The organism is Pseudomonas sp. H3_E04, from assembly GCF_054668915.1.
On the sequence record NZ_CP162797.1, the window covers coordinates 4,944,411 to 4,965,195 of the forward strand.

General features: G+C 61.8%; 20 protein-coding genes and 1 riboswitch. Of the genes, 14 read left to right on the plus strand and 6 right to left on the minus strand.

Annotated features, from left to right (window positions below):
* Nucleotides 1-128: 128 nt before the first annotated feature.
* The 3 genes from AB4N53_RS22270 to AB4N53_RS22280 are packed head-to-tail and all read left to right on the plus strand — an operon-like array spanning nucleotide 129 to nucleotide 2,648.
* The gene (locus AB4N53_RS22270; RefSeq protein WP_460123322.1) at nucleotides 129-1,103 is read left to right on the plus strand and encodes a glycosyltransferase family protein; all 975 of its coding nucleotides are present in this window, start codon (nucleotides 129-131) and stop codon (nucleotides 1,101-1,103) included.
* A complete protein-coding gene (locus AB4N53_RS22275; RefSeq protein ID WP_460123326.1) occupies nucleotides 1,104-1,790 on the plus strand; it encodes a hypothetical protein in 687 nt (228 codons plus the stop codon).
* 57 nt (nucleotides 1,791-1,847) lie between these two features.
* Nucleotides 1,848-2,648: a hypothetical protein gene (locus AB4N53_RS22280; RefSeq protein WP_460123329.1), complete on the plus strand. Its 801-nt coding sequence runs from the start codon at nucleotides 1,848-1,850 to the stop codon at nucleotides 2,646-2,648.
* On the opposite strand, the gene AB4N53_RS22285 is transcribed toward AB4N53_RS22280, so the two are convergent.
* The 4 genes from AB4N53_RS22285 to AB4N53_RS22300 all read right to left on the minus strand — a co-directional run bounded on the left by AB4N53_RS22285 (nucleotide 2,645) and on the right by AB4N53_RS22300 (nucleotide 6,076).
* A complete protein-coding gene (locus tag AB4N53_RS22285) occupies nucleotides 2,645-3,610 on the minus strand; it encodes a metal ABC transporter ATPase (protein WP_460123332.1) in 966 nt (321 codons plus the stop codon). The two genes, AB4N53_RS22280 and AB4N53_RS22285, sit on opposite strands and share 4 nt — an antisense overlap.
* A gap of 32 nt (nucleotides 3,611-3,642) precedes the next feature.
* Nucleotides 3,643-4,455: an aldo/keto reductase gene (locus tag AB4N53_RS22290; protein WP_122601460.1), complete on the minus strand. Its 813-nt coding sequence runs from the start codon at nucleotides 4,453-4,455 to the stop codon at nucleotides 3,643-3,645.
* Complete coding sequence (locus AB4N53_RS22295) at nucleotides 4,452-5,627, minus strand: NAD(P)/FAD-dependent oxidoreductase (RefSeq protein WP_460123335.1); 1,176 nt, start codon at nucleotides 5,625-5,627, stop codon at nucleotides 4,452-4,454. The genes AB4N53_RS22290 and AB4N53_RS22295 overlap by 4 nt, the downstream gene beginning before the upstream one ends.
* 116 nt (nucleotides 5,628-5,743) lie before the next feature.
* Nucleotides 5,744-6,076: a DMT family transporter gene (locus tag AB4N53_RS22300; protein WP_460123338.1), complete on the minus strand. Its 333-nt coding sequence runs from the start codon at nucleotides 6,074-6,076 to the stop codon at nucleotides 5,744-5,746.
* Between the two features lie 108 nt (nucleotides 6,077-6,184).
* On the opposite strand from AB4N53_RS22300, the gene AB4N53_RS22305 reads away from it, so the two are divergent.
* Together AB4N53_RS22305 and waaA are read left to right on the plus strand one after the other, a co-directional pair.
* Nucleotides 6,185-7,081 (plus strand): LysR family transcriptional regulator, encoded by an 897-nt coding sequence (locus tag AB4N53_RS22305; RefSeq protein WP_460123341.1) that lies wholly within the window; start codon nucleotides 6,185-6,187, stop codon nucleotides 7,079-7,081.
* An 11-nt stretch (nucleotides 7,082-7,092) separates the two neighbouring features.
* Entirely contained in the window at nucleotides 7,093-8,367 is a 1,275-nt protein-coding gene (gene waaA / locus AB4N53_RS22310; RefSeq protein WP_460123344.1) for a lipid IV(A) 3-deoxy-D-manno-octulosonic acid transferase, read from the plus strand.
* A gap of 91 nt (nucleotides 8,368-8,458) precedes the next feature.
* On the opposite strand, the gene AB4N53_RS22315 is transcribed toward waaA, so the two are convergent.
* Nucleotides 8,459-9,892 (minus strand): TolC family outer membrane protein, encoded by a 1,434-nt coding sequence (locus AB4N53_RS22315; protein WP_016771977.1) that lies wholly within the window; start codon nucleotides 9,890-9,892, stop codon nucleotides 8,459-8,461.
* Nucleotides 9,893-10,096: 204 nt separating this feature from the next.
* A riboswitch (TPP riboswitch) is annotated at nucleotides 10,097-10,202 on the plus strand.
* 145 nt (nucleotides 10,203-10,347) lie between these two features.
* Here AB4N53_RS22315 and thiC point away from each other — a divergent pair.
* Both thiC and cytX read left to right on the plus strand, forming a co-directional pair.
* The gene (thiC, locus tag AB4N53_RS22320) at nucleotides 10,348-12,237 is read left to right on the plus strand and encodes a phosphomethylpyrimidine synthase ThiC (protein ID WP_460123347.1); all 1,890 of its coding nucleotides are present in this window, start codon (nucleotides 10,348-10,350) and stop codon (nucleotides 12,235-12,237) included.
* A gap of 110 nt (nucleotides 12,238-12,347) precedes the next feature.
* Nucleotides 12,348-13,640, plus strand: coding sequence for a putative hydroxymethylpyrimidine transporter CytX (cytX, locus tag AB4N53_RS22325; protein WP_460123350.1), 1,293 nt, complete (start codon nucleotides 12,348-12,350; stop codon nucleotides 13,638-13,640).
* On the opposite strand, the gene AB4N53_RS22330 is transcribed toward cytX, so the two are convergent.
* Entirely contained in the window at nucleotides 13,609-14,355 is a 747-nt protein-coding gene (locus AB4N53_RS22330; RefSeq protein ID WP_071174221.1) for an RsiV family protein, read from the minus strand. The genes cytX and AB4N53_RS22330 overlap by 32 nt on opposite strands.
* A 227-nt stretch (nucleotides 14,356-14,582) precedes the next feature.
* Here AB4N53_RS22330 and AB4N53_RS22335 point away from each other — a divergent pair, with 227 nt between their 5' ends.
* From AB4N53_RS22335 to AB4N53_RS22365, 7 genes are all read left to right on the plus strand, one after another.
* Nucleotides 14,583-15,200 carry an NUDIX domain-containing protein gene (locus AB4N53_RS22335; RefSeq protein WP_460123355.1) on the plus strand — a complete coding sequence of 206 codons (618 nt, stop codon included), beginning with the start codon at nucleotides 14,583-14,585 and terminating at the stop codon, nucleotides 15,198-15,200.
* On the plus strand, nucleotides 15,191-15,643 hold the full coding sequence (locus AB4N53_RS22340; RefSeq protein WP_039756811.1) for a DUF1249 domain-containing protein: 453 nt from the start codon (nucleotides 15,191-15,193) through the stop codon (nucleotides 15,641-15,643). The genes AB4N53_RS22335 and AB4N53_RS22340 overlap by 10 nt, the downstream gene beginning before the upstream one ends.
* Before the next feature lie 97 nt (nucleotides 15,644-15,740).
* Nucleotides 15,741-16,556, plus strand: coding sequence for a 3',5'-cyclic-AMP phosphodiesterase (gene cpdA, locus AB4N53_RS22345; protein WP_460123359.1), 816 nt, complete (start codon nucleotides 15,741-15,743; stop codon nucleotides 16,554-16,556).
* A gap of 157 nt (nucleotides 16,557-16,713) precedes the next feature.
* Entirely contained in the window at nucleotides 16,714-17,322 is a 609-nt protein-coding gene (locus tag AB4N53_RS22350) for a YqiA/YcfP family alpha/beta fold hydrolase (protein ID WP_460123363.1), read from the plus strand.
* Between the two features lie 41 nt (nucleotides 17,323-17,363).
* The gene (gene parE, locus AB4N53_RS22355; RefSeq protein ID WP_024011346.1) at nucleotides 17,364-19,271 is read left to right on the plus strand and encodes a DNA topoisomerase IV subunit B; all 1,908 of its coding nucleotides are present in this window, start codon (nucleotides 17,364-17,366) and stop codon (nucleotides 19,269-19,271) included.
* Nucleotides 19,271-20,260, plus strand: coding sequence for an esterase-like activity of phytase family protein (locus AB4N53_RS22360; protein ID WP_460123368.1), 990 nt, complete (start codon nucleotides 19,271-19,273; stop codon nucleotides 20,258-20,260). The genes parE and AB4N53_RS22360 overlap by 1 nt, the downstream gene beginning before the upstream one ends.
* Nucleotides 20,257-20,781 (plus strand): retropepsin-like aspartic protease family protein, encoded by a 525-nt coding sequence (locus AB4N53_RS22365; protein WP_151552195.1) that lies wholly within the window; start codon nucleotides 20,257-20,259, stop codon nucleotides 20,779-20,781. The genes AB4N53_RS22360 and AB4N53_RS22365 overlap by 4 nt, the downstream gene beginning before the upstream one ends.
* Nucleotides 20,782-20,785 lie beyond the last annotated feature (4 nt).

Below are 20,785 nucleotides of genomic sequence, written 5' to 3' on the forward strand. Positions count from 1 at the left end.
AGATGAGTTTTTGCCGTTGTGTACCGCGTGTGAACGGATTTTGCCTTGGGGATTTCATCGTTTCCGCTGATGTAGGCAGGTTTGGATCCGCTGCGCTTGCCTGCCTACGTTACGTGGTCGATTAATCTATGAAAGTCATGCTTCTGGTGATGGACGAGCAGCGGGTCATTCTCGACCGGCTCTATGACATCGTTCAGCAGAACTGCGATGAATGTTTCATCTACCGTTTGAGCAAACAGCAGCAGATGAACCTCGGAGCGTTTCTGGCTTCGGTCGATTACCAGACCTTTGACCGTGTGGTGATTTTCTCCCGGGTCAAACGTCTGGCGCCTCAATTACGCGTGCTCAAATGCATTCCCGGCCTGGTCTTTCTGGAGCATGACGCCTACCAGAACTACATGCCCGCCAGTAAATATCGTGGTGTTTACTCGCGCTTGTATAGCCGATTGCCGAGCTGCCGGGCGCTGGTTTCCGGCGCGGTAGTTGCGCGCAAGATGCTCGCTGAAGGCATCGATACGGTGTTCGTCTCCAAAGGCTACGACGAGCAGATGCTGCACAACACCGGCGTCGAGCGCGACATCCCGATTGGTTTTCTCGGCAGCCTGAAAAGCACCGAGTACGCCGAGCGCAAGGCCATGCTCGAGTCCCTCTCCCGGCGCACCGGCATGCTCGTGACCCGCACCAAGTCCGGAGCGGAATATCTCGAAACGCTCAATCGCATCAAAGTCTTCGTCAGCGCCGATATCGGCATGAACGAGTTCATGATCAAGAACTTCGAGGCCATGGCGTGCGGCTGTGTGCTGCTGGCCTGGAGCCAGGGCGAAGAAGACCGCTTGCTCGGTTTCGAAGACATGCACAACACCGTGTTTTATCGCAGCGAAGACGAGGCGGTGGCGAAAATCAAGATGCTGCAGGACGACCCCGAGCTGGCGCAACGTATCGCCAGCAACGGCCAGGCGTTCGCCGAAAGTCGCTATTCGTTTGCCCGGGTCGGCCAGGCGCTCGCCGAAGCCATACAGCGCGAGATGCGTCCATGGCAGCCACCGTCGGCGTTCACTCGGTTCTGGGTGAAATTGCGTTATGGCATGAAGGTGCCGGCCTGAATGACGGACGAATACATGGCGCTGGATGCGCTGCCCGGTGGCGATCAGTCGGTGGTGCAGGCCTTGCCCGACGCACTGCGCGAATGCCTGAGCCGCGCCGCCCGAGTGGTGCTGATCGCCAATAACCCAGCCATTAGCGCAGCCGACTTCGCGGCGCTGAATATCGGCGCTGACGACGTCGTCGTCAGTTTTAATCACTGCATCAAGGCGACGCTGCTCAATGAGCAAAGCGTCAATGTCTTCGTGCACGGCTACAACGCGCCGGACGCCTATTTTTTCGGGCTGCCTTGCAGCCAGGACGTACAGCGACTGTTCGACCGCGCGGGTGATCGCTGCTTCACCATGCTGGTGGGCTGCGCGGCACCGATGTGCCCATTGCCGCGCGTTGCGATGTACTGGGATCGCATTCCGTTGCCGCCGCTATGGAATTACCCGGTCGACCGCCCGGGCGGCAAGCACTACGTCGGCCCCTCCACCGGCTTCAACACGCTGGTGCTGTTCGACTGGCTGCGCGGGCATGTCGGTTACACCTATCAGTTGATGACTTTGGGCTTCTCCAACGAGGCCGGGAAGCTGTGGGGCGGTCATGCCTGGGATTACGAGCGGGACTGGTTGCAAAAGTCCGATGTGATAGTCGTAGCGCTGCGGCCTCGGCGCTGGTGGCAGAAACTGTTCAAGCGCCAATAAGCGACGCCGCAATCAGGTGCCTGCCGGGCCGAATCATTTCTTCATAGGTGCAATCGAGTGGTGAAAATTGCCGTGGCGTTTTTCGGGATTCCGAGAAATTCGCCGATCTGCTTCCCTTCAATCGAACAGAACGTACTGGCGCAGTTGCCTGCGGACAGCGAGGTGAAGTGCTTTTATCATCTGTATAAAGTCGACGAAGTGCAAAACTCGCGCTCGGGAGAGAGAGGCGAACTGGCTGCTGACAACTATCAACCCTTCGAATCCATGACCGGCGCGCTGACCTCGACCGAAGGCGTGCTGGAGCGCTGGGATTTCGAGCGGGTCAAGGCACAGGGTGACACCTGGGCCGATGACTATGCATCGCTGCGCAACCTGATCTATCAGTTGAACTCCTTGCATACGGTCACCAGCGAGATCGAATCGTTCGATCCCGACTTCGTGGTGTTTGTGCGGCCGGACAATTTCTTTCACACCGCGCTGCCAGGCTACCTGTTCAACCACGCAGAAGCGCGACGGCACAACGTCTATATTCCGGACTGGCAGTGGTGGGGCGGTCTGAATGACCGTTTCGCCGTATGCGGGCGCGACACCTACGTTGCGTACGGCAAACGCATCGAACGCATCTTCGATTTCTGCAAGGCGACCGGCCGCAAGCTGCACTCCGAGCGCTTGCTCAAATACGCCCTGCTCGAGGCAGGCGCCAAGGTCTGCACATTGCCGATCCAGGCGTCGCGCGTGCGCATCACCGGCGCATTTGCCGAAGAGTCTTTCTCCCCCAAGCGTGGCATGGGCAAGCGCGAAAACCGTTACTTCCATTTCTTCGCGAAGTTGCGCACCTGGTGGGATCGCCGCCGCTAGCGGCTCGCGCGTTTCCTGCCCAGTCCGACCAGGCGCAGTGCCTTGATGCTCAACTGCTTGAGGCCGGTACGTGGCGCTTTCGCCGGTGTCAGACCCTGTTGCACCAGCCAGTCCTTCCAGCGAATGCGTTCGTCGTGCACGACCCAGCCTTGTTGCGTAGCGAAGCTCTCCGCCAGGTGAATGCCGCGAGTGCTGGCCGGTATCAGCTTGTCGCGTTTGAGGGTGAACAGCTCGGCGGTTGGCGCGCCGTCCTTGAGCGGCATCAAATACAGGTCAGGACGTTTGCGGTCGAGACGCGCGACCAACTGATCTCCTTCCAAGCGTTCATCGACATGAAACAGGCTCAGCGATTTGGCTTCCTTGGGCACTTCCAAGCGCAAATCGTAGATCAATTGCAGCGACGCGGTCGGTAGATGCACGTATGCCCGTGGCCGCTCCAGCAGTTGCAGATTGGCGCAGCGCACCGGCCGTGCCGAACCGGACAGCGGTGTCAGGCGAAACGGCAGCGCCTCGCGATAATGCAGCGCGGCAGAGTAGGGCGCTGGCAACCAGGTGTCGTTGAAGCGCCCGCCGAGCCAGCCTTCCGGGGTTTCCAGCAGGCACTCTTCGGCAATTTCCTGAATCGCCGTGTGCAGCGGAATGTTCAACTCATGGGCCGGCACGTAGCCGGAAATCAGCTTCAGTACCACGTCACCGCGATCCTGGCGACGCTGGCGCACCAGCACCCAGTAATCGCGGTTCTGCCAATGCAGGGTCAGGCGCACGGAGACGCCGAGGTTGGCCAGCTCCACGGCAAAGCGTTCGCTGTCGGCAACGCTGACAGGCTTGCGCCGTTGCAGGGTCTGGGCGAAGTTCAGCGGCATGCCGACGCTCTGATAGCTCAGGCCTTCGGGCGTCGCTTCGACGAACAGTGGCAGTGTCTTGAAGTTGCTCGGGTTCTTGCGGATGAGCGTGCGCGGCATATCGGCTCCTGGCTTAAGGCCGCGGGGCGGCGTCAGTGACTACGCAGGACCTGGGCAACGGTCGCTACGTTATGGGCGAGGTGCAGCGGATTGATCGTGCCGACAATAGCACTGGCGACGCCGGGTTGAGTGAACAGCAACTCGAAGCTGGCGCGCACCGGATCGACTCCAGGACTCAGGCAGACATGACCGCTGGCCAGGGCTTTTTTCACCAGAATGGCTTTGCCGTGGGCAGCAGCATAGTCAATGACTGCCTTTTCGTTTTGTTCGTTCAGATTGTAGGTGACCATCGCGCAGTCGCCTTGCTCCAGCGCTTTCAAGCCGCCTTCGACGGTTTTGCCGGAAAAACCGAAGCCGCGAATCTTGCCCTCGGCCTTCAGCGCCGCGAGGGTGGCGTAGACCTCTTGGTGCTCGAGGATGGCCATGTCGTTGCCGTCCGAGTGCACCAGAACCAGATCGATAAAATCCGTTTCCAGACGTTGCAGGCTGCGCTCGACCGACATTCGCGTGTGCGCAGCGCTGAAGTCGTGGCGCGACACGCCATCGGCAAACTCTTCGCCGACCTTGCTGACAATCACCCAATCCTGTCGCTGGCCGCGCAGCAGCGGGCCGAGGCGTTCTTCGCTGCGACCATAGGCCGGTGCCGTGTCGATCAGGTTGATGCCCAGATCCCGCGCCTGGCGCAGCAGCATGCGCGCCTCGTCATCGCCGGGAATCTGAAAGCCGTTGGGGTATTTCACCCCTTGATCGCGGCCGAGTTTGACCGTACCCAGGCCCAGCGGCGAAACCGACAGGCCGGTACTGCCCAGTGGGCGATGCAGTTCGTGCAGAGTGGCGATGGTCATGGCAGCAGTTGCTCCCACGCGGGTACGCCGAGCGGCGGTTTCGGCAATGGCGGCAGCGGTTCAGTCGCCTGCGGCTGGATGCCGTCGCGTTGCAGCGAGGCGATAACGCGGTCGGCGAAGTCTGGCGCCAGTGCCAGTTTGGTCGGCCAGCCGACGAGCAAGCGACCTTCCTCGGCGAGGAACGCGTTGTCCGGGCGGGTCAGGCCGGTTTGCAGCGGCTCGGCGCGATCGACGCGCAGGGTCGCCCATTGCGTGGTGCTGAGGTCGATCCACGGCAGCAGCTGGGCGATTTCCTTTTGCGCGGTGGCGATCTGTTCGGCCGGCTCGCGGGCCACGCCTTCGCTTTCGGCAATGTCGCCGCCCATGTACCAGACCCACTGGCCATCAGCCGCCGGATGCGTGGTCACGGTGATGCGCGGCTTGGTGCCGCCGCCCAGGCAGTGCGCGTACAGCGGTTTCAAGCCGGGACCTTTGGCGAGGATCATGTGCAGGGGGCGGCGCTGCATGGCGGGACGACTGAGGCCCAACGCTTCAAGCAGTTCGGCCGTGCCGGCGCCGGCGCTGAGGACGATGCGCTGGGCGCGGATCTCACGGTCATCGACTTTCAGGCCGACCAGCACGCCGGCTTCCAGCAGTGGCTCGATGACCTGCCCGGCGAGCAGACCGTCACCGGCCAGCTCGGCCAAACGCTGGATCAGGCTCGGGACATCCACCACCAGTTCGGCGAGGCGATAGACCTTGCCCTTGAAGCGCTTGTCTTGCAGGGCCAGCGGCAGTTCGTCGCCCTTGACCTGATCGACCCGGCCACGCACAGCTTTACTGGCGAAGAAACTGGTGAGGTTGCCGGCCAAAGTGCCTGGCGACCACAGGTAATGGGCTTCGGACAACAGGCGCACGCCGGACAAGTCCAGCTCGCCACTACCGGCCAGCGCCTCGCGCCAGCGGCGCGGCATGTCGGCGATGGCTTCCGAGGCGCCGGTCAGCGCGCCGTGCAGCGCGTACTTGGCGCCGCCATGGATGATGCCCTGGGACTTCACGCTCTGCCCGCCACCGAGGCTGGCGCTTTCCACCAGCACGGTCGAAAAACCCTGACCGCGCAGGCGCGCATTCAGCCAGAGGCCGGCGACACCAGCGCCGACAATCAGAACGTCGGTGGAAATAACGGATGGCATGCAGCGACCTCAGAGTTGAAGAAGCCGCAAGTTTCAAGCTTCAAGCTGCAAGCTGCAACCCGGACCAGCAAATCAGCAATGCTTGCGGCTTGCCGCTTGAAGCTTGCCGCTGCTTTTTAATGCCCGGCAGTTTTCGAAAACAGCTGAATCACGACGACCCCCAGCACGATCAACGCCATCCCCAGCATCGCCGGCACATCGAGCTTCTGCCCGTAAATGAACAGAGCGGCGACGCTGACCATGACAATGCCCATCCCCGCCCAGACGGCGTAGGCAATGCCCACCGGTACGGTGCGCACCACCAGCGTCAGCATCCAGAATGCGATTGCGTAGCCGACAATCACCAGGATCAGCGGCAGCGGCGTGCTGAAGCCCTTGACCGCTTTCATCGAAACGGTGGCGATCACTTCGGCGCAGATGGCGATGGCCAGATAGACGTAAGCGTTCATGGTTTCGACCCTCAAATAAATCGTTGCTTGCTGGGGCCACATTCTAGGGATTGCTCAGATGGGGTAAAGTCATTACCTATCTGTTCTGAAGATGGGTTGGAAGCAAGCATGCAATGGAATCTCGAGCAGCTGCGGGTATTTGTCGACGTCGCTGAACAGCGGTCTTTCTCCGCCGTGGCGCGCCGACAACGCAAGGCGCAATCGGCGATCAGCAGTGCTGTTGCGATGCTCGAAGAGGATTTGGGCGTAAGCCTGTTCGAGCGCAGCAGCGGTCGGCAGCCGATGCTCACCGAGGCGGGCGCGGCGTTGCTGGAGGAAGCGCGGGAAGTTTTGCGCCAGTGCGAGCGCCTCAACGGCCGCGCGATGGCCATGCTGCGCGGCCAGGAGGCGCAGTTGCGGGTGGCCCAGGACGAGGCGATGCCGTATCAGGCACTGGTGGAAAGTTTCGGCGAGCTGGCCGAGCAGTTTCCCAGCCTGGAAGTGCAACTGACCAGCGCCGCCCAAGGCGAAGTCGCGCGCAAACTGGTGGAGCGGCGTGCCGATCTCGGCCTGCTGTTCTATCACGATGAAATCCCCGAAGCCCTTGAGCGGCGTGTACTGGGCCGGGTCGAAATGGTTACGGTTTGCGGCGTCAATCATCCGCTGGCGCAGCAGCCTTACGTGACCTGCCAGCAACTGGCGCAACACCGGCAACTGCTGATGTCGACGCAGACCAGCGTCTATCCCGGCAACGAGCCGGCCAGCCCGCAGGTGTGGCGCGCCGACAGCTTTTACGTGATGTCCGAATGGCTGGTGCGCGATCTCGGCTGGGCCTGGTTGCCGCGTCACGTTGTGCAGTACTCGGCGTATCAGGGCCAGATGATTGAGCTCGACAGTGAATGGACGCCGCCGGCGCTGGTGGTGGAACTGGTCTGGCGTCGCGACGAACCGCTCGGCCCCGCCGCGCGCTGGCTGGCAGAACGTTTTGCCGTGCACTTGCGGGCGATCGGCGACAAAAGCCGATAAACTCCGCCGCCATGAATAGAACTCTCTACACCGCGCTGTTTTACCTGGGGCTGCCATTGGTGGCGATTCGGCTGTGGCTGCGCGCGCGCAAGGCGCCGGCGTATGCCAGACGCATTGGCGAGCGCTTCACTTATGGCATGCCGGCGTTGCAGCCCGGCGGCATTTGGGTGCACGCGGTGTCGGTGGGCGAAAGCATTGCCGCTGCGCCGATGATCCGCGCGCTGCTGGAACGCTATCCGGCGCTGCCGATCACCGTGACCTGCATGACCCCGACCGGTTCGGAGCGGATTCAGGCGCTTTTCGCCAACGAGCCGCGCATCCAGCATTGCTATTTGCCGTACGACTTGCCTTGCGCAGCGGCACGCTTTCTTGATCGCGTGCAGCCCAGGCTTGCGGTGATCATGGAAACCGAGTTGTGGCCCAACCATATTCATCAATGTGCCAAGCGCGGGATTCCGGTGGCGCTGGCCAATGGACGGTTGTCGCAGCGTTCGGCCAAAGGCTATGGCCGCTTCAGCAAACTCACTGCGCCGATGCTCGCCGAAATGAGTTTGCTGGCCGTACAGACCGAAGCCGAGGCCCAGCGCTTTCGTGATCTCGGCGCGCGGGCTGAAACTGTCGACGTCACCGGTTCGATCAAGTTCGACCTGACGATCGACCCGCAACTGCTGCAACGCGCAACGGAACTGCGCAGCCAGTGGCAGGCGCAGGATCGCCCGGTATGGATCGCCGCGAGCACTCACGAAGGCGAAGACGAAGTGGTGCTCGACGCCCATCGGCGTTTGCTGGGCCGTCATCCCGATGCGCTGCTGATTCTGGTACCGCGTCATCCCGAGCGCTTCAATTCGGTGTTCGACTTGTGCCAGCGCGAAGGTTTCGCCACGGTACGTCGCTCGACCGGGGCTAATGTCGATGCGCAGACGAGCGTGCTGCTCGGCGACACCATGGGCGAACTGCTGTTTCTCTATGCCTTGGCCGACAGCGCTTTTGTCGGCGGCAGTCTGGTGCCGAACGGCGGGCACAACCTGCTCGAACCCGCCGCCCTGGCGAAACCGGTGCTCAGCGGCCCGCACCTGTTCAACTTCCTCGACATCGCCGCGCAATTGCGCGAAGCCGGGGCGTTGGCCGAAGTGGATGATGCCGAAGGCCTCGCAGTCGAGGTGCAGCGCTTGTTCGAACTGCCACGTGATGCGCAGCGCATGGCCGAGGCCGGGCTGGCGGTGATGCGCCGTAATCAGGGCGCGTTGCAGCGGCTGCTGGATAGCTTGGGCAGATTGATCAAGTAAGCAAAAAGATCGCAGCCTTCGGCAGCTCCTACAGTTGGAATGCATTTCCCTGTAGGAGCTGCCGAAGGCTGCGATCTTTTGTTTTTAACGCTTAAGGCCGGGCCTTGAGCTGCGCTTCAGCCGCCGATGCCAGATCCGGCGGCAGGAAGTCCTTGTCCGGGTTGTAGTCGGCTTTCAGATAGCGCCGCAGATCTTCCAGATCACCCGGGTTGAGCGTTCCCGCTGCCTGCTTCAGGCGCAGGTTGTCGAGGATGTAGTCGTAGCGGGTGTTGTTGTAGTTGCGCACCGAGGTGTACAGCTGGCGCTGCGCGTCGAGCACGTCAACGATGTTGCGTGTGCCGACCTGATAACCGATTTCCGTGGCTTCCACGGCGCTCTGGTTGGAGATGATCGACTGGCGACGCGCCTGCACCTGCTCGACGTCGGTGTTCACCGCGCGGTGCAGATTGCGGGTGTTTTCCACCACTTGCCGGCGCAGGGATTCGCGCTGTTGTTCGCTCTGATCCAGTTGTGCATAGGACTGGCGCACTTGCGAACTGGTCAGGCCGCCGCTGTAGATCGGGATGTTCAGTTGCAGGCCCAGCGTGCTCTGCTCGACGTTGCCGCCGTAGGGCGCGCCGAACGAGTTGGGGTTGGCGAAGCCGAGGGCGTCGTTGTCGCCTTTCTCGTATTTCGCCACGGCGTCGAGGGTGGGCAAGTGGCCGGCCTTGCGCTGCTTGAGCGTCTGCTCGGCGGAGCTGACCGCGTAGTTGCTGGCGAGCAGATTGAGGTTCTGCCGCGCCGCCGTGTCGACCCAGGATTTTGCATCGTTGGGCGCCGGCGGCAGGATCGGCAGCGTATGTACGATGCCCTGAATCGAGTTGTACTGACGGTTGGTCAGGGTAATCAACGCCTGGAACGCATCATCGACCTGACGCTGGGCGACGATGCGGTTGGCTCGCGCGGTGTCGTAACTGGCTTGCGATTGCAGCACGTCGGTCTTGTCCGAGAGGCCGACATCGAAGCGCTCGTTGGACTGGTCGAGCTGACGTTTGAACGCCGCTTCTTCAGCCTTGGTCGAGGCCAGATTGTCCTGGCTGCGCAGCACGTTGAAGTAGCTCTCGGCCGATTGCAGGATCAGGTTCTGTTCGGTCGCCGACAGTTGCAGCGCGGCCTGTTCGTTGACGTCCTTGGCTGCTTGATACTGGAACCAGCGATCGGCGCGGAACAGCGGCTGCGCGAGGGTCGCCTGATAGGAATGCGCGCTGCGGTTGGCGATGGCCGAAGGCTGGTCGATCGAGGTGCGCACGTCGGCGACTTCGGCGCCACCGGACAGGTTCGGCAGCAGACCGGCGCGGGCCTGGGGCACCACTTCTTTCTGCGCGCCATACTGGGCGCGGGCCGCCGCGAGGTCGGCGTTGTTGTCGACCGCTTCCTGATAGACGCTGACCAGATCGGTTTTGGTCGACAAGGGTGCTTCCGCTGCCCAGGCCATTGTGTTGGACGCACAGGACACGGCAACAGCCAATGAAAGTTTGCGCAGCATGAGGCGATCCCTAGCATGAATATTATGGAAGTAATCCGGGCGCCAAAGGTAAGGCGCAGCCCGCACAGCGTCAAGGCTGAGCAGGCCCAGCGAGTGTAGTTGCGCATTGCTCCGGCAACAATCGGGCTGCCAGTGTATTTACGCCATTCATCATGGCGTTTGCTGCGGTGTTGGCGTTCCTCGATGGTTGTGTCTAGACTGGCCGGGTTCTTGTCGGGGTGCCTTGCTGTGAGGCTGAGATCGAATAATTTCGGATCCCGTTGAACCTGATCAGGTTAGCGCCTGCGTAGGGAACAAGATTTCTCGTCACCCGGCGAGTCCTCTTGTGCTTCGTCCGGGATATTGTTCGACAATCGAACGCTCATGACGAATGCACAGCACCGGTCCTGGTGCGTCCGTGCCATTCAGGTTCTGCTCCGACAATCCACTGCTGGATGCTGTCTGGAGAGCCCGTGATGACAACAAAAGAAAAAAGCGCGATCAACCTGAGTGACTCGGCCAAGGTCGACGAGCAATCGGTCAAGCCGTTCACCCGTTCGCAAAAAGTCTACGTTCAGGGCTCGCGCCCGGACATTCGCGTACCGATGCGCGAAATCAGCCTCGATGTAACCCCGACCGATTTCGGCGGCGAGATCAACGCCCCGGTCACGGTCTACGACACCTCCGGCCCTTACACCGATCCGAACGTGGTCATCGATGTGCGCAAAGGTCTGGCCGATGTGCGTTCAGCGTGGATCGATGACCGTGGCGATACCGAGCGCCTGCCGGGCCTGAGCTCGAACTTCGGCCAACAGCGTCTGGCCGATGCCGAACTGACCAAACTGCGCTTTGCCCACGTCAACAACCCGCGCCGCGCCAAGGCCGGGGCCAACGTCAGCCAGATGCACTACGCGCGCAAAGGCATCATCACCGCCGAGATGGAATACGTTGCCATCCGCGAAAACATGAAGCTGCAAGAAGCCCGCGCGGCCGGCCTGCTCAAGCAGCAACACGCCGGCCACAGCTTCGGCGCAAGCATTCCGCAAGAAATCACCGCTGAATTCGTCCGCGAAGAAATCGCCCGTGGCCGCGCAATCATTCCGGCCAACATCAACCACGTCGAACTGGAACCGATGATCATCGGCCGTAACTTCCTGGTGAAGATCAACGGCAACATCGGCAACAGTGCCCTGGGCTCTTCGATCGAAGAAGAAGTGGCGAAACTGACCTGGGGCATTCGCTGGGGCTCGGACACCGTGATGGACCTGTCCACCGGCAAACACATTCACGAAACCCGCGAGTGGATCATCCGCAACTCGCCGGTGCCGATCGGTACTGTGCCGATCTATCAGGCGCTGGAGAAGGTCAACGGCGTCGCGGAAGACCTGACCTGGGAGCTGTTCCGCGACACCCTGATCGAACAGGCCGAGCAGGGTGTCGACTACTTCACCATTCACGCCGGCGTGCTCCTGCGTTACGTGCCGCTGACTGCCAAACGCGTCACCGGCATCGTCTCCCGTGGTGGTTCGATCATGGCCAAGTGGTGCCTGGCGCACCACAAAGAGAACTTCCTCTACACCCACTTCGACGAAATCTGCGAAATCATGAAGGCCTACGACGTCAGCTTCTCGCTGGGCGATGGCCTGCGTCCGGGCTCGATTGCCGACGCCAACGACGAAGCGCAGTTCGGCGAACTGGAAACCCTCGGCGAACTGACCAAGATTGCCTGGAAGCACGACGTGCAATGCATGATCGAAGGTCCGGGCCACGTGCCGATGCAGTTGATCAAAGAGAACATGGACAAGCAGCTCGAATGCTGCGACGAGGCGCCGTTCTACACCCTCGGCCCGTTGACTACCGACATTGCGCCGGGCTACGACCACATCACCTCGGGTATCGGCGCGGCGATGATCGGCTGGTTCGGTTGCGCGATGCTCTGCTACGTCACGCCGAAGGAGCACTTGGGCCTGCCGAACAAGGATGACGTGAAAACCGGGATCATCACCTACAAGATCGCCGCGCACGCAGCGGACCTGGCCAAGGGACACCCGGGCGCGCAGATCCGCGACAACGCACTGAGCAAGGCGCGTTTCGAATTCCGCTGGGAAGACCAGTTCAATCTCGGCCTGGACCCGGACACCGCACGTTCCTATCACGACGAAACCCTGCCGAAGGACTCGGCCAAGGTCGCGCATTTCTGCTCGATGTGCGGGCCGAAATTCTGCTCGATGAAGATCACCCAGGAAGTCCGCGAGTACGCGGCCAACCAACGCATCGACGCGGTCGACGTGGACGTCGCCAAAGGCCTGGCCGAACAGGCCGAGCGGTTCAAGCAGGAAGGCAGTCAGCTGTACAAGAAAGTCTAGCCCCGAGCGGCAAGCTACAAGCTGCAAGATTAGAAGCAGTCCGCGCACTGCTTCTAACTTGTAGCTCGCAGCTTGCAGCTTTTTCTCTGCTCCTTTTTGAGATCACACCCTTGAGCATTCAACCCGGCACCTATTCCCCCGATCTCGCCGTACCCGCTGAAAAGCGTGTCTTCGGCGGTCGCGATCTGTTTTCCCTGTGGTTCTCCCTCGGCATCGGCCTGATGGTTTTGCAGACCGGCGCATTGCTCGCGCCAGGTCTGGGCCTGTCCGGTTCGTTGCTGGCGATATTTCTGGGCACGCTGGTGGGCGTGCTGCTGCTCGCTGCTGTCGGCGTGATCGGCAGCGACACCGGCCTGTCATCGATGGCCGCGCTGAAGCTCAGCCTCGGCAGCAAAGGCGCGAGCCTGCCGGCGCTGCTCAATCTGCTGCAACTGATCGGCTGGGGCTCGTTCGAAATCATCGTCATGCGCGATGCCGCCAGCCTGCTCGGCACTCGCGCCTTCAGCGACGGCTCGCTGTGGGCCAGTCCGATGCTGTGGACGCTGTTCTTCGGCGCGCTGGCGACCTTGCTTGCGGTGAGCGGGCCGTTGACGTTCGTGCGGCAGATTCTGCGCAAGTGGGGCATCTGGCTGTTGCTCGCCGCGTGCCTGTGGCTGACCTGGAACCTGTTCGCCAAAGCCGACCTCGCGGCGTTGTGGGCGCGCGCCGGTGACGGTTCGATGCCATTCGCGGTGGGCTTCGACATTGCCATCGCCATGCCGCTATCGTGGCTGCCGCTGATTGCCGACTACTCGCGTTTCGGCAAGCGCGCGAAGAATGTCTTCGGTGGCACGGCTGTGGGTTTTTTCATCGGTAATTTCTGGCTGATGAGCCTTGGCGTGGCCTACACCCTGGCGTTCGCGCCAAGCGGTGAAGTCAATGCGCTGCTGTTGGCCTTGGCAGGCGCCGGTCTGGGCATTCCGCTGTTGCTGATTCTGCTCGACGAGTCGGAAAACGCCTTCGCCGATATTCATTCGGCGGCGGTCTCGAGCGGGATTCTGTTGCGCCTGAAAGTCGAGCATCTGGCCTTGGCCATCGGCGTGATCTGCACGCTGATCGCACTGCTGGCGCCGTTGGCGCAGTACCAGAATTTCCTGCTGTTGATCGGCTCGGTGTTTGCGCCGCTGTTCGGCGTGGTGCTGGTGGATCACTTCATCCTGCGCAAGCGCAGTGCTCAGGTTGCCTCAGCCGCATTGCGCTGGCCGGCGTTGCTGGCGTGGCTGGGTGGCGTGAGCACCTACCACTTGCTGGCGAATCTGTATCCGGATGTCGGCGCAACCCTGCCGGCGCTGGTGCTGGCAGGGCTGTTGCAGTTGGTGCTGGGCCGGGCCTTCAGTTACGGCCGGGAAACAGCTCAGGCTTGAGAATGCCGTTCAGGCGCGGGTAAGGAATCTTCAGTTCGACGTGGCCCAACGCATAAGGCGCGATGGTGGTCACGTCGTACTTGAGGATCACGCCACCGTAGGTCAGCGCCACGTGCGGGGTTTTCACGAACGGCCAGTTCGCGACGAATTCCGCCTCCTGATCGAGCTTGGTGCTGATCAGCCAACTGTTGTGCGCCACTTGCGCGGCTTTCCAGAACGCCTCTTCCTGACCCGGCAGCAACATGTCGGACAGGTTCAGCACCTTGTGCTGCTGGCGCGAATAGTTGATGAAACCGCGACCCGGAGTGCCGTGGGCGCCGCCGGTGTCGAGGTAGCTCGACAGCTCGATGATCACCAGTCCGTCATGCTGCTCGCGTACTTTCGCTTGCAGATAGCTGCTGTGGCGCGGGCCGGCGCTGGCGAGGAACTGCTCGCGGTAGGCGGCCAGGGTTGGCGCGACCGGTGCGTTCTTTTCGGTGCGGGTCATTTGCAGCAGGCGTTTTTCGATGATGCCGTCCAGTGCCGGCTCATCCGGGAAGCGCAGGGTGTCGATGTTCACCAGCGGGCAATCGGGGTTGGAACAGCCGGGTTTGAGTTGTTCCGAGGCGTCGCGGGTGGTTTCCAGCGGCGTGCGATAGTTGGGCTGGAACAGGCTGGCACAAGCGCCCAGAGTCAGGGCAATAGCGGCCACAGAGGCAATTTTGAAAAGCGACATGGGCGTCCTTTCGAAAGCAGGGGAAGGCAAAAAGATACCGCTTCGACTCTCAACGAAGCAGTCAGTTCGCCACTAAGCTGATTAGAGTGTGTTTCACCGTCACCGTCCATCCCGCTGACGGTAAAGGGGCTGCATCAAACGGTGCGGGCGCGTTAGGATGGCGCGAAGTCGAGGTTGCCGGTTGTACACAGCAACCTCGTAATGGATGTGCAGTAAAGAGGAAGATCATGACTGACTTTGCCAACGCTATTCCGACCGCCGTCGATATCGTGCGGCGCGAAAAATGCTACGAGGGCTTCTATAAGCTCGACCGTGTGCACCTGCGCCATGAGTTGTTCGCCGGTGGCATGAGCCGCGAGATCAATCGTGAAATCTTCGTGCGCCACGATGCCGTGTGCGTCCTGCCTTACGATCCGCAGCGCGATGAAGTGGTGCTGATCGAGCAGTTTCGCGTCGGCGCCATGGGCAAGGCCGACAACCCGTGGCTGGTCGAGCTGGTCGCCGGTCTGATCGACAAGGATGAGCAACCGGAAGAAGTTGCTCACCGCGAGGCGCAGGAGGAAGCTGGGCTGGACATCAAGGCGCTGTGGCCGATGACCAAGTACTTTCCATCGCCGGGTGGCAGCAACGAATTCGTGCATTTGTATCTGGGGCGTTGCAACACCGACGGCGTCGGCGGGCTGCACGGGCTGGAGGAAGAGGCCGAAGACATTCGCGTAACGGTCTGGGCATTCGAAGATGCCTTGCAGGCCGTGCGTGACGGACGGATTGCCAACGCGGCGAGCATCATCGCCTTGCAGTGGCTGGCGCTCAACCGCGCCGAAGTGAGGGGGCTATGGTCGTAAACAAGCTGCGCGATCGTTATCGGGTTGACCTCGTGGGGCTGCAAGCCGCCTGCGAGGCCAACTACGCGCGCCTGATGCGACTGCTGCCGGACATGCGCAACGAACCCGAGGCGCGGCGTATCGCCGTGACCCAGGGCGAACAGATGCTCGGCGTGCTCGCCCTCGAAGTGCTGCAGACCTGCCCGTACACCACGACCTTGCAGGTACGCCAGGAACACAGCCTGCCATGGTTGCCGGTGCCGCAGCTGGAAGTGCAGGTCTACCACGACGCGCGCATGGCCGAAGTCATCAGCGCCGAACATGCACGACGCTTTCGCGGCATCTATCCTTACCCGAACGCCGCCATGCACCAGCCCGATGAAAAGGCCCAGCTCAATGTGTTTCTGGGCGAATGGCTGAGCCATTGCCTGGCGTTGGGGCACGAGTACGAAGTCGTTCGCTAGTTGTGAACTGCGTCCGCTTCGGCGGTTTCCCCTTTGTGTCATCCCCCAGCATAATTGCCGCACCTATCCATTGCGTGCCTAGCCCCGGGAGAGCGCCTTGCCCAGCGTATCGACATTGACCAGCGCCGACCCGGCGCTGCTGGTGCAGTTGTCCGACAGCCACCTGTTCGCCGAAGCGGACGGCAAGCTGCTGGGCATGAAGACCCGCGAGAGCCTGCAACAGGTCATCGACCTGGTGTTGGCGCAACAGGCGCAGATCGATCTGGTGCTGGCCACCGGCGACATTTCCCAGGACGGCACGCTGCAGTCGTATCAGGCCTTCCGCCAACTGAGCGCGCAGATCAGTGCACCGGCGCGCTGGATTCCCGGCAATCACGACGAGCCGATGGTCATGGCCGAGGCGGCGGTGCAGAGCACCTTGCTCGAGTCGGTAGTCGACATCGGCAATTGGCGGGTGACGATGCTGGATTCGGCGGTGCCGGGTTCGGTGCCGGGCTATCTGCAGGATGATCAATTGCAGTTGCTGGCCCGCGCACTGAGCGAAGCGCCCGAACGTCATCATCTGGTGTGTCTGCATCATCATCCGGTGTCGATCGGCTGCGCGTGGATGGAGCCGATCGGCCTGCGCAACCCGGAAGCGTTCTTTGAAGTGCTGGATCGCTTTCCCCAAGTTCGCGCGGTGTTGTGGGGCCATGTGCATCAGCAAATCGATCGCGAGCGCAATGGCGTGCGCTTGATGGCCTCGCCTTCGACGTGCATTCAGTTCGAGCCGGGCAGTGCGGATTTCAAAGTGGGCGAGCAGGCGCCGGGGTATCGCTGGTTAAGGCTGTTGCCGGATGGGCGGCTGGAAACCGGGGTTGAGCGCGTGGCTGGATTCGACTTTCAAGTTGATTACGGTTCCAACGGTTACTGAGACCATACGGGCTTCTTGGCGAGCAGGCTCGCTCCCACATTGGAATGCGTTCTCCTGTGGGAGCGGGCTTGCTCGCGAAGGCGGCCGCACAAACACCCACGATTCCCCTGACTCCCTGTAAACTCCGCTATCTTTCGCCGACAGCCAGGGAGCTCAAATGTCCGGTTCGATCCTCTATATCCACGGTTTCAACAGCGCGCCGGCCTCGAAGAAGGCCTGTCAGCTGGTCGCGGTCATGGAGCGGCTGGGGTTGAGCGAGCAATTGCGCGTGCCGGCGCTGCATTACCATCCGCGCGAAGCCATCGGTCAGCTCGAGCAGGCAATCGCCGAGCTGGGCCGGCCGTTGCTGGTGGGAAGTTCGCTCGGCGGCTACTATGCGACTCACCTGGCCGAGCGCCATGGCCTGAAAGCCCTGCTGGTCAACCCGGCGGTCAGCCCGCACCGGATGTTCGATGGTTATCTGGGCACGCAGAAAAACCTCTACACCGATGAAACCTGGGAATTGACCCACGACCACGTCACGGCGCTGGCCGAACTGGAAGTGCCACCACCGCAGGACTCTCAGCGTTATCAGGTCTGGTTGCAAACTGGCGACGAAACGCTGGATTATCGCCTCGCCCAACAGTATTACCGCGCCTGTGCCTTGCGCATCCAGGCCGGCGGCGACCACAGTTTCCAGGGCTTTGCCGGGCAATTGCCGGCGTTGCTGAGTTTTGCCGGCATGGCTGCCGATATGTATCAGGCAATCGATTTCACCACGCTGTGAAGTCTTGCCCCTCTTTCATGAATGACTGACGACGAGACCTTATGGCCACTCCCAGCGCTAGTTCTTATAACGCCGACGCCATCGAAGTCCTCTCGGGCCTCGACCCGGTGCGCAAACGCCCCGGCATGTACACCGACACCAGTCGGCCGAACCACCTCGCCCAGGAAGTCATCGACAACAGCGTCGACGAAGCCCTGGCCGGCCACGCCAAATCGGTGCAGGTCATCCTGCACGCCGACCATTCGCTGGAAGTCAGCGACGACGGCCGTGGCATGCCGGTCGACATTCACCCGGAAGAGGGTGTGTCCGGCGTCGAACTGATCCTCACCAAGCTGCACGCGGGCGGCAAGTTCTCCAACAAGAACTACCAGTTCTCCGGCGGTCTGCACGGGGTGGGTATTTCCGTGGTCAACGCGCTGTCGACCGAAGTGCGCGTACGGGTCAAACGGGACGGCAACGAATACCAGATGACCTTCAAGGACGGCTTCAAGGCCTCCGAGCTGGAAATCGTCGGCACCGTCGGCAAGCGCAACACCGGCACCAGCGTGTACTTCGCGCCGGACCCGAAATACTTCGACTCCCCGAAATTCTCCATCAGCCGCCTCAAGCACGTGCTCAAGGCCAAGGCTGTGCTGTGCCCGGGGCTGCTGGTCAGCTTCGAAGACAAAGGTACCGGCGAGAAAGTCGAGTGGCATTACGAAGACGGCCTGCGCTCTTATCTGGTCGATGCGGTCAGCGAATTCGAACGTCTGCCGAACGAGCCGTTCTGCGGCGCCTTTGCCGGTAACAAGGAAGCGGTCGACTGGGCGCTGCTGTGGCTGCCGGAAGGTGGCGACGCGGTGCAGGAAAGCTACGTCAACCTGATCCCGACCGCGCAGGGCGGTACCCACGTCAACGGTCTGCGTCAGGGCCTGCTCGACGCGATGCGCGAGTTCTGCGAATTCCGCAGCCTGCTGCCGCGCGGCGTGAAGCTGGCGCCGGAAGACGTCTGGGAGCGCATCGCGTTCGTCCTGTCGATGAAAATGCAGGAACCGCAATTCTCCGGTCAGACCAAAGAGCGTCTGTCGTCCCGTGAAGCGGCGGCGTTCGTCTCCGGTGTGGTCAAGGACGCTTTCAGCCTGTGGCTCAACGCCAACCCGGAAACCGGGCTGGCCCTGGCCGAACTGGCGATCAATAACGCTGGCCGCCGTCTCAAGGCCAGCAAGAAAGTCGAGCGCAAACGCGTCACCCAAGGTCCGGCGCTGCCGGGCAAACTGGCTGACTGCGCCGGGCAGGACCCGATGCGTTCCGAACTGTTCCTGGTCGAGGGTGACTCCGCCGGCGGTTCGGCCAAGCAAGCGCGGGACAAGGAGTTCCAGGCGATCCTGCCGTTGCGCGGCAAGATCCTCAACACTTGGGAAGTCGACGGCAGCGAAGTGCTCGCCAGCCAGGAAGTGCACAACATTGCCGTGGCCATTGGCGTCGATCCGGGTGCGGCGGACATGAGCCAGCTGCGTTACGGCAAGATCTGCATCCTCGCCGACGCCGACTCCGACGGTCTGCACATTGCGACCTTGCTGTGCGCGCTGTTCGTCCAGCATTTCCGCCCGCTGGTGGATGCCGGTCATGTGTACGTGGCGATGCCGCCGCTGTACCGCATCGACCTCGGCAAAGAGATCTACTACGCGCTCGATGAAGCCGAGCGCGACGGCATTCTCGATCGCCTGGTCGCCGAGAAGAAACGCGGCAAGCCGCAGGTCACCCGATTCAAGGGTCTGGGCGAGATGAACCCGCCGCAACTGCGTGAAACCACCATGGACCCGAACACCCGGCGTCTGGTGCAGTTGACGCTGGGCGAAGACTTCGCCGAAACCTCGGAAATGATGGACATGTTGCTGGCGAAGAAACGCGCCGGCGACCGCAAATCCTGGCTGGAATCCAAAGGCAACCTCGCCGAGGTGCTGGCCTGATGCAGTTTGGCTGGGCCTTGGCGGGTGCGTTGCTGCTGAGTGCGCTGAGTGTGTCGGCCGAGCCGCTGCAAGAATTGCGGCTGCTCTCCGAACACCCGGTCGAGGGCATGCGCGGCGGCAACCTGTCGGGTCTGGCCCTGTGCGGCAATGAGCTGTGGACGGTTTCCGATCGCGATGACGAGCAGATCTACCGGCTCGATACCCGCGATCCGGTCTGGCAGGCGCAAACCGTGCACATCGATGTGCCGCCCGTGCCGGAGAGCGGCTTGCCGTGGGGCTTGAGTTCGCGCACCTGGGCGGCGTCGTTCATTCGCGGGGGCGATCTGGATTTCGAAGGCATCAGTTGCGACAGCGCTGGCAATCGCTACATCGTCAGTGAAGCCCATGCGGCGGTACTGCAAGTGCCGGTCAGTGGCCCGCCGAACTGGCTGAAAATATCGCCGCTGCTGGTTCGCGAAGCGCGGGCGAGCGGCATGCTGCTCAAGTTCAATTCGATCTTCGAAGGCCTGGCGATCAACCCGGCCGGTGATCAGATGTGGCTGGCCGCCGAACGGCAAAAGCGCGGTTTGCTGCTGATCAAGCGCCAGCAGACGGTGTGGGATTGTGACGGTCGCTGCGTGCTGCTCAGTGAAGGCGGCAAGGAGATGCAGCCGCCACAGTTTCCGAAAGCGAAAGCGGTTCATCGCGACTTTTCCGACATTTCATTGTTCAACGGCAAGCTGTTTACCCTTGAGCGCAACGCTTTCGAGATCTGCCGGCGCGATGCACAGACGGCCAAGGTCGAACAATGCTGGTCGTACGCCGGCGAACTGTTGCGGGAAAATCGCCGCTACTCGCAGAACTACGGACTGGAAGAAGCGCTGATCATTGATGCCGAAGGTGCGTGGATCGGCGTCGACAACAATTTTGGCCCGCGTGCCGACGGCGAAGTCCGCCCGGTGGTCTGGCGCTTTGCCGCGCCGGACGGTGGCTGGAGTGCCAGGCCATGAGCCAGCAACCGCCGGGCAAGCGTGCCGGTCGGGTGCTGATGATCCTCGCCTGGTGCGCGGCGCTGTTTCTCGCGACAAGGTTTTTCGGTCAGTGGGAGCAGCGCCAGCAGAATCCGAACATTGTCGTGACGTCGGAGCAGGGCGAAGGTTTTATCGAAGTGAAACTGGTGAGCAATGCCCAAGGGCATTTTGTCGCCAGCGGCCAGATCAACGGCGAGCCGGTGGAGTTCATGCTCGACACCGGCGCGACCGATGTGGCGATCCCGGCGGATCTGGCCAAGCGTTTGAAGCTGCAAGAAGGTTTCGGCGTGACCCTGAGCACGGCCAACGGCCTGAGCCAGGGCTATCGAACGAAGATTGCCCGCCTGCAATTGGGCGACATCGTGCTGCGGGATGTCCGTGCATTGGTGGCGCCGGGGCTGCATGGCGACCAGGTGCTGCTCGGCATGAGCGCCCTGAACAAACTTGAATTTACCCAGCGCGGTGGCACCATGCTGCTGCGCCAGACAACGAACCGATGAGGCC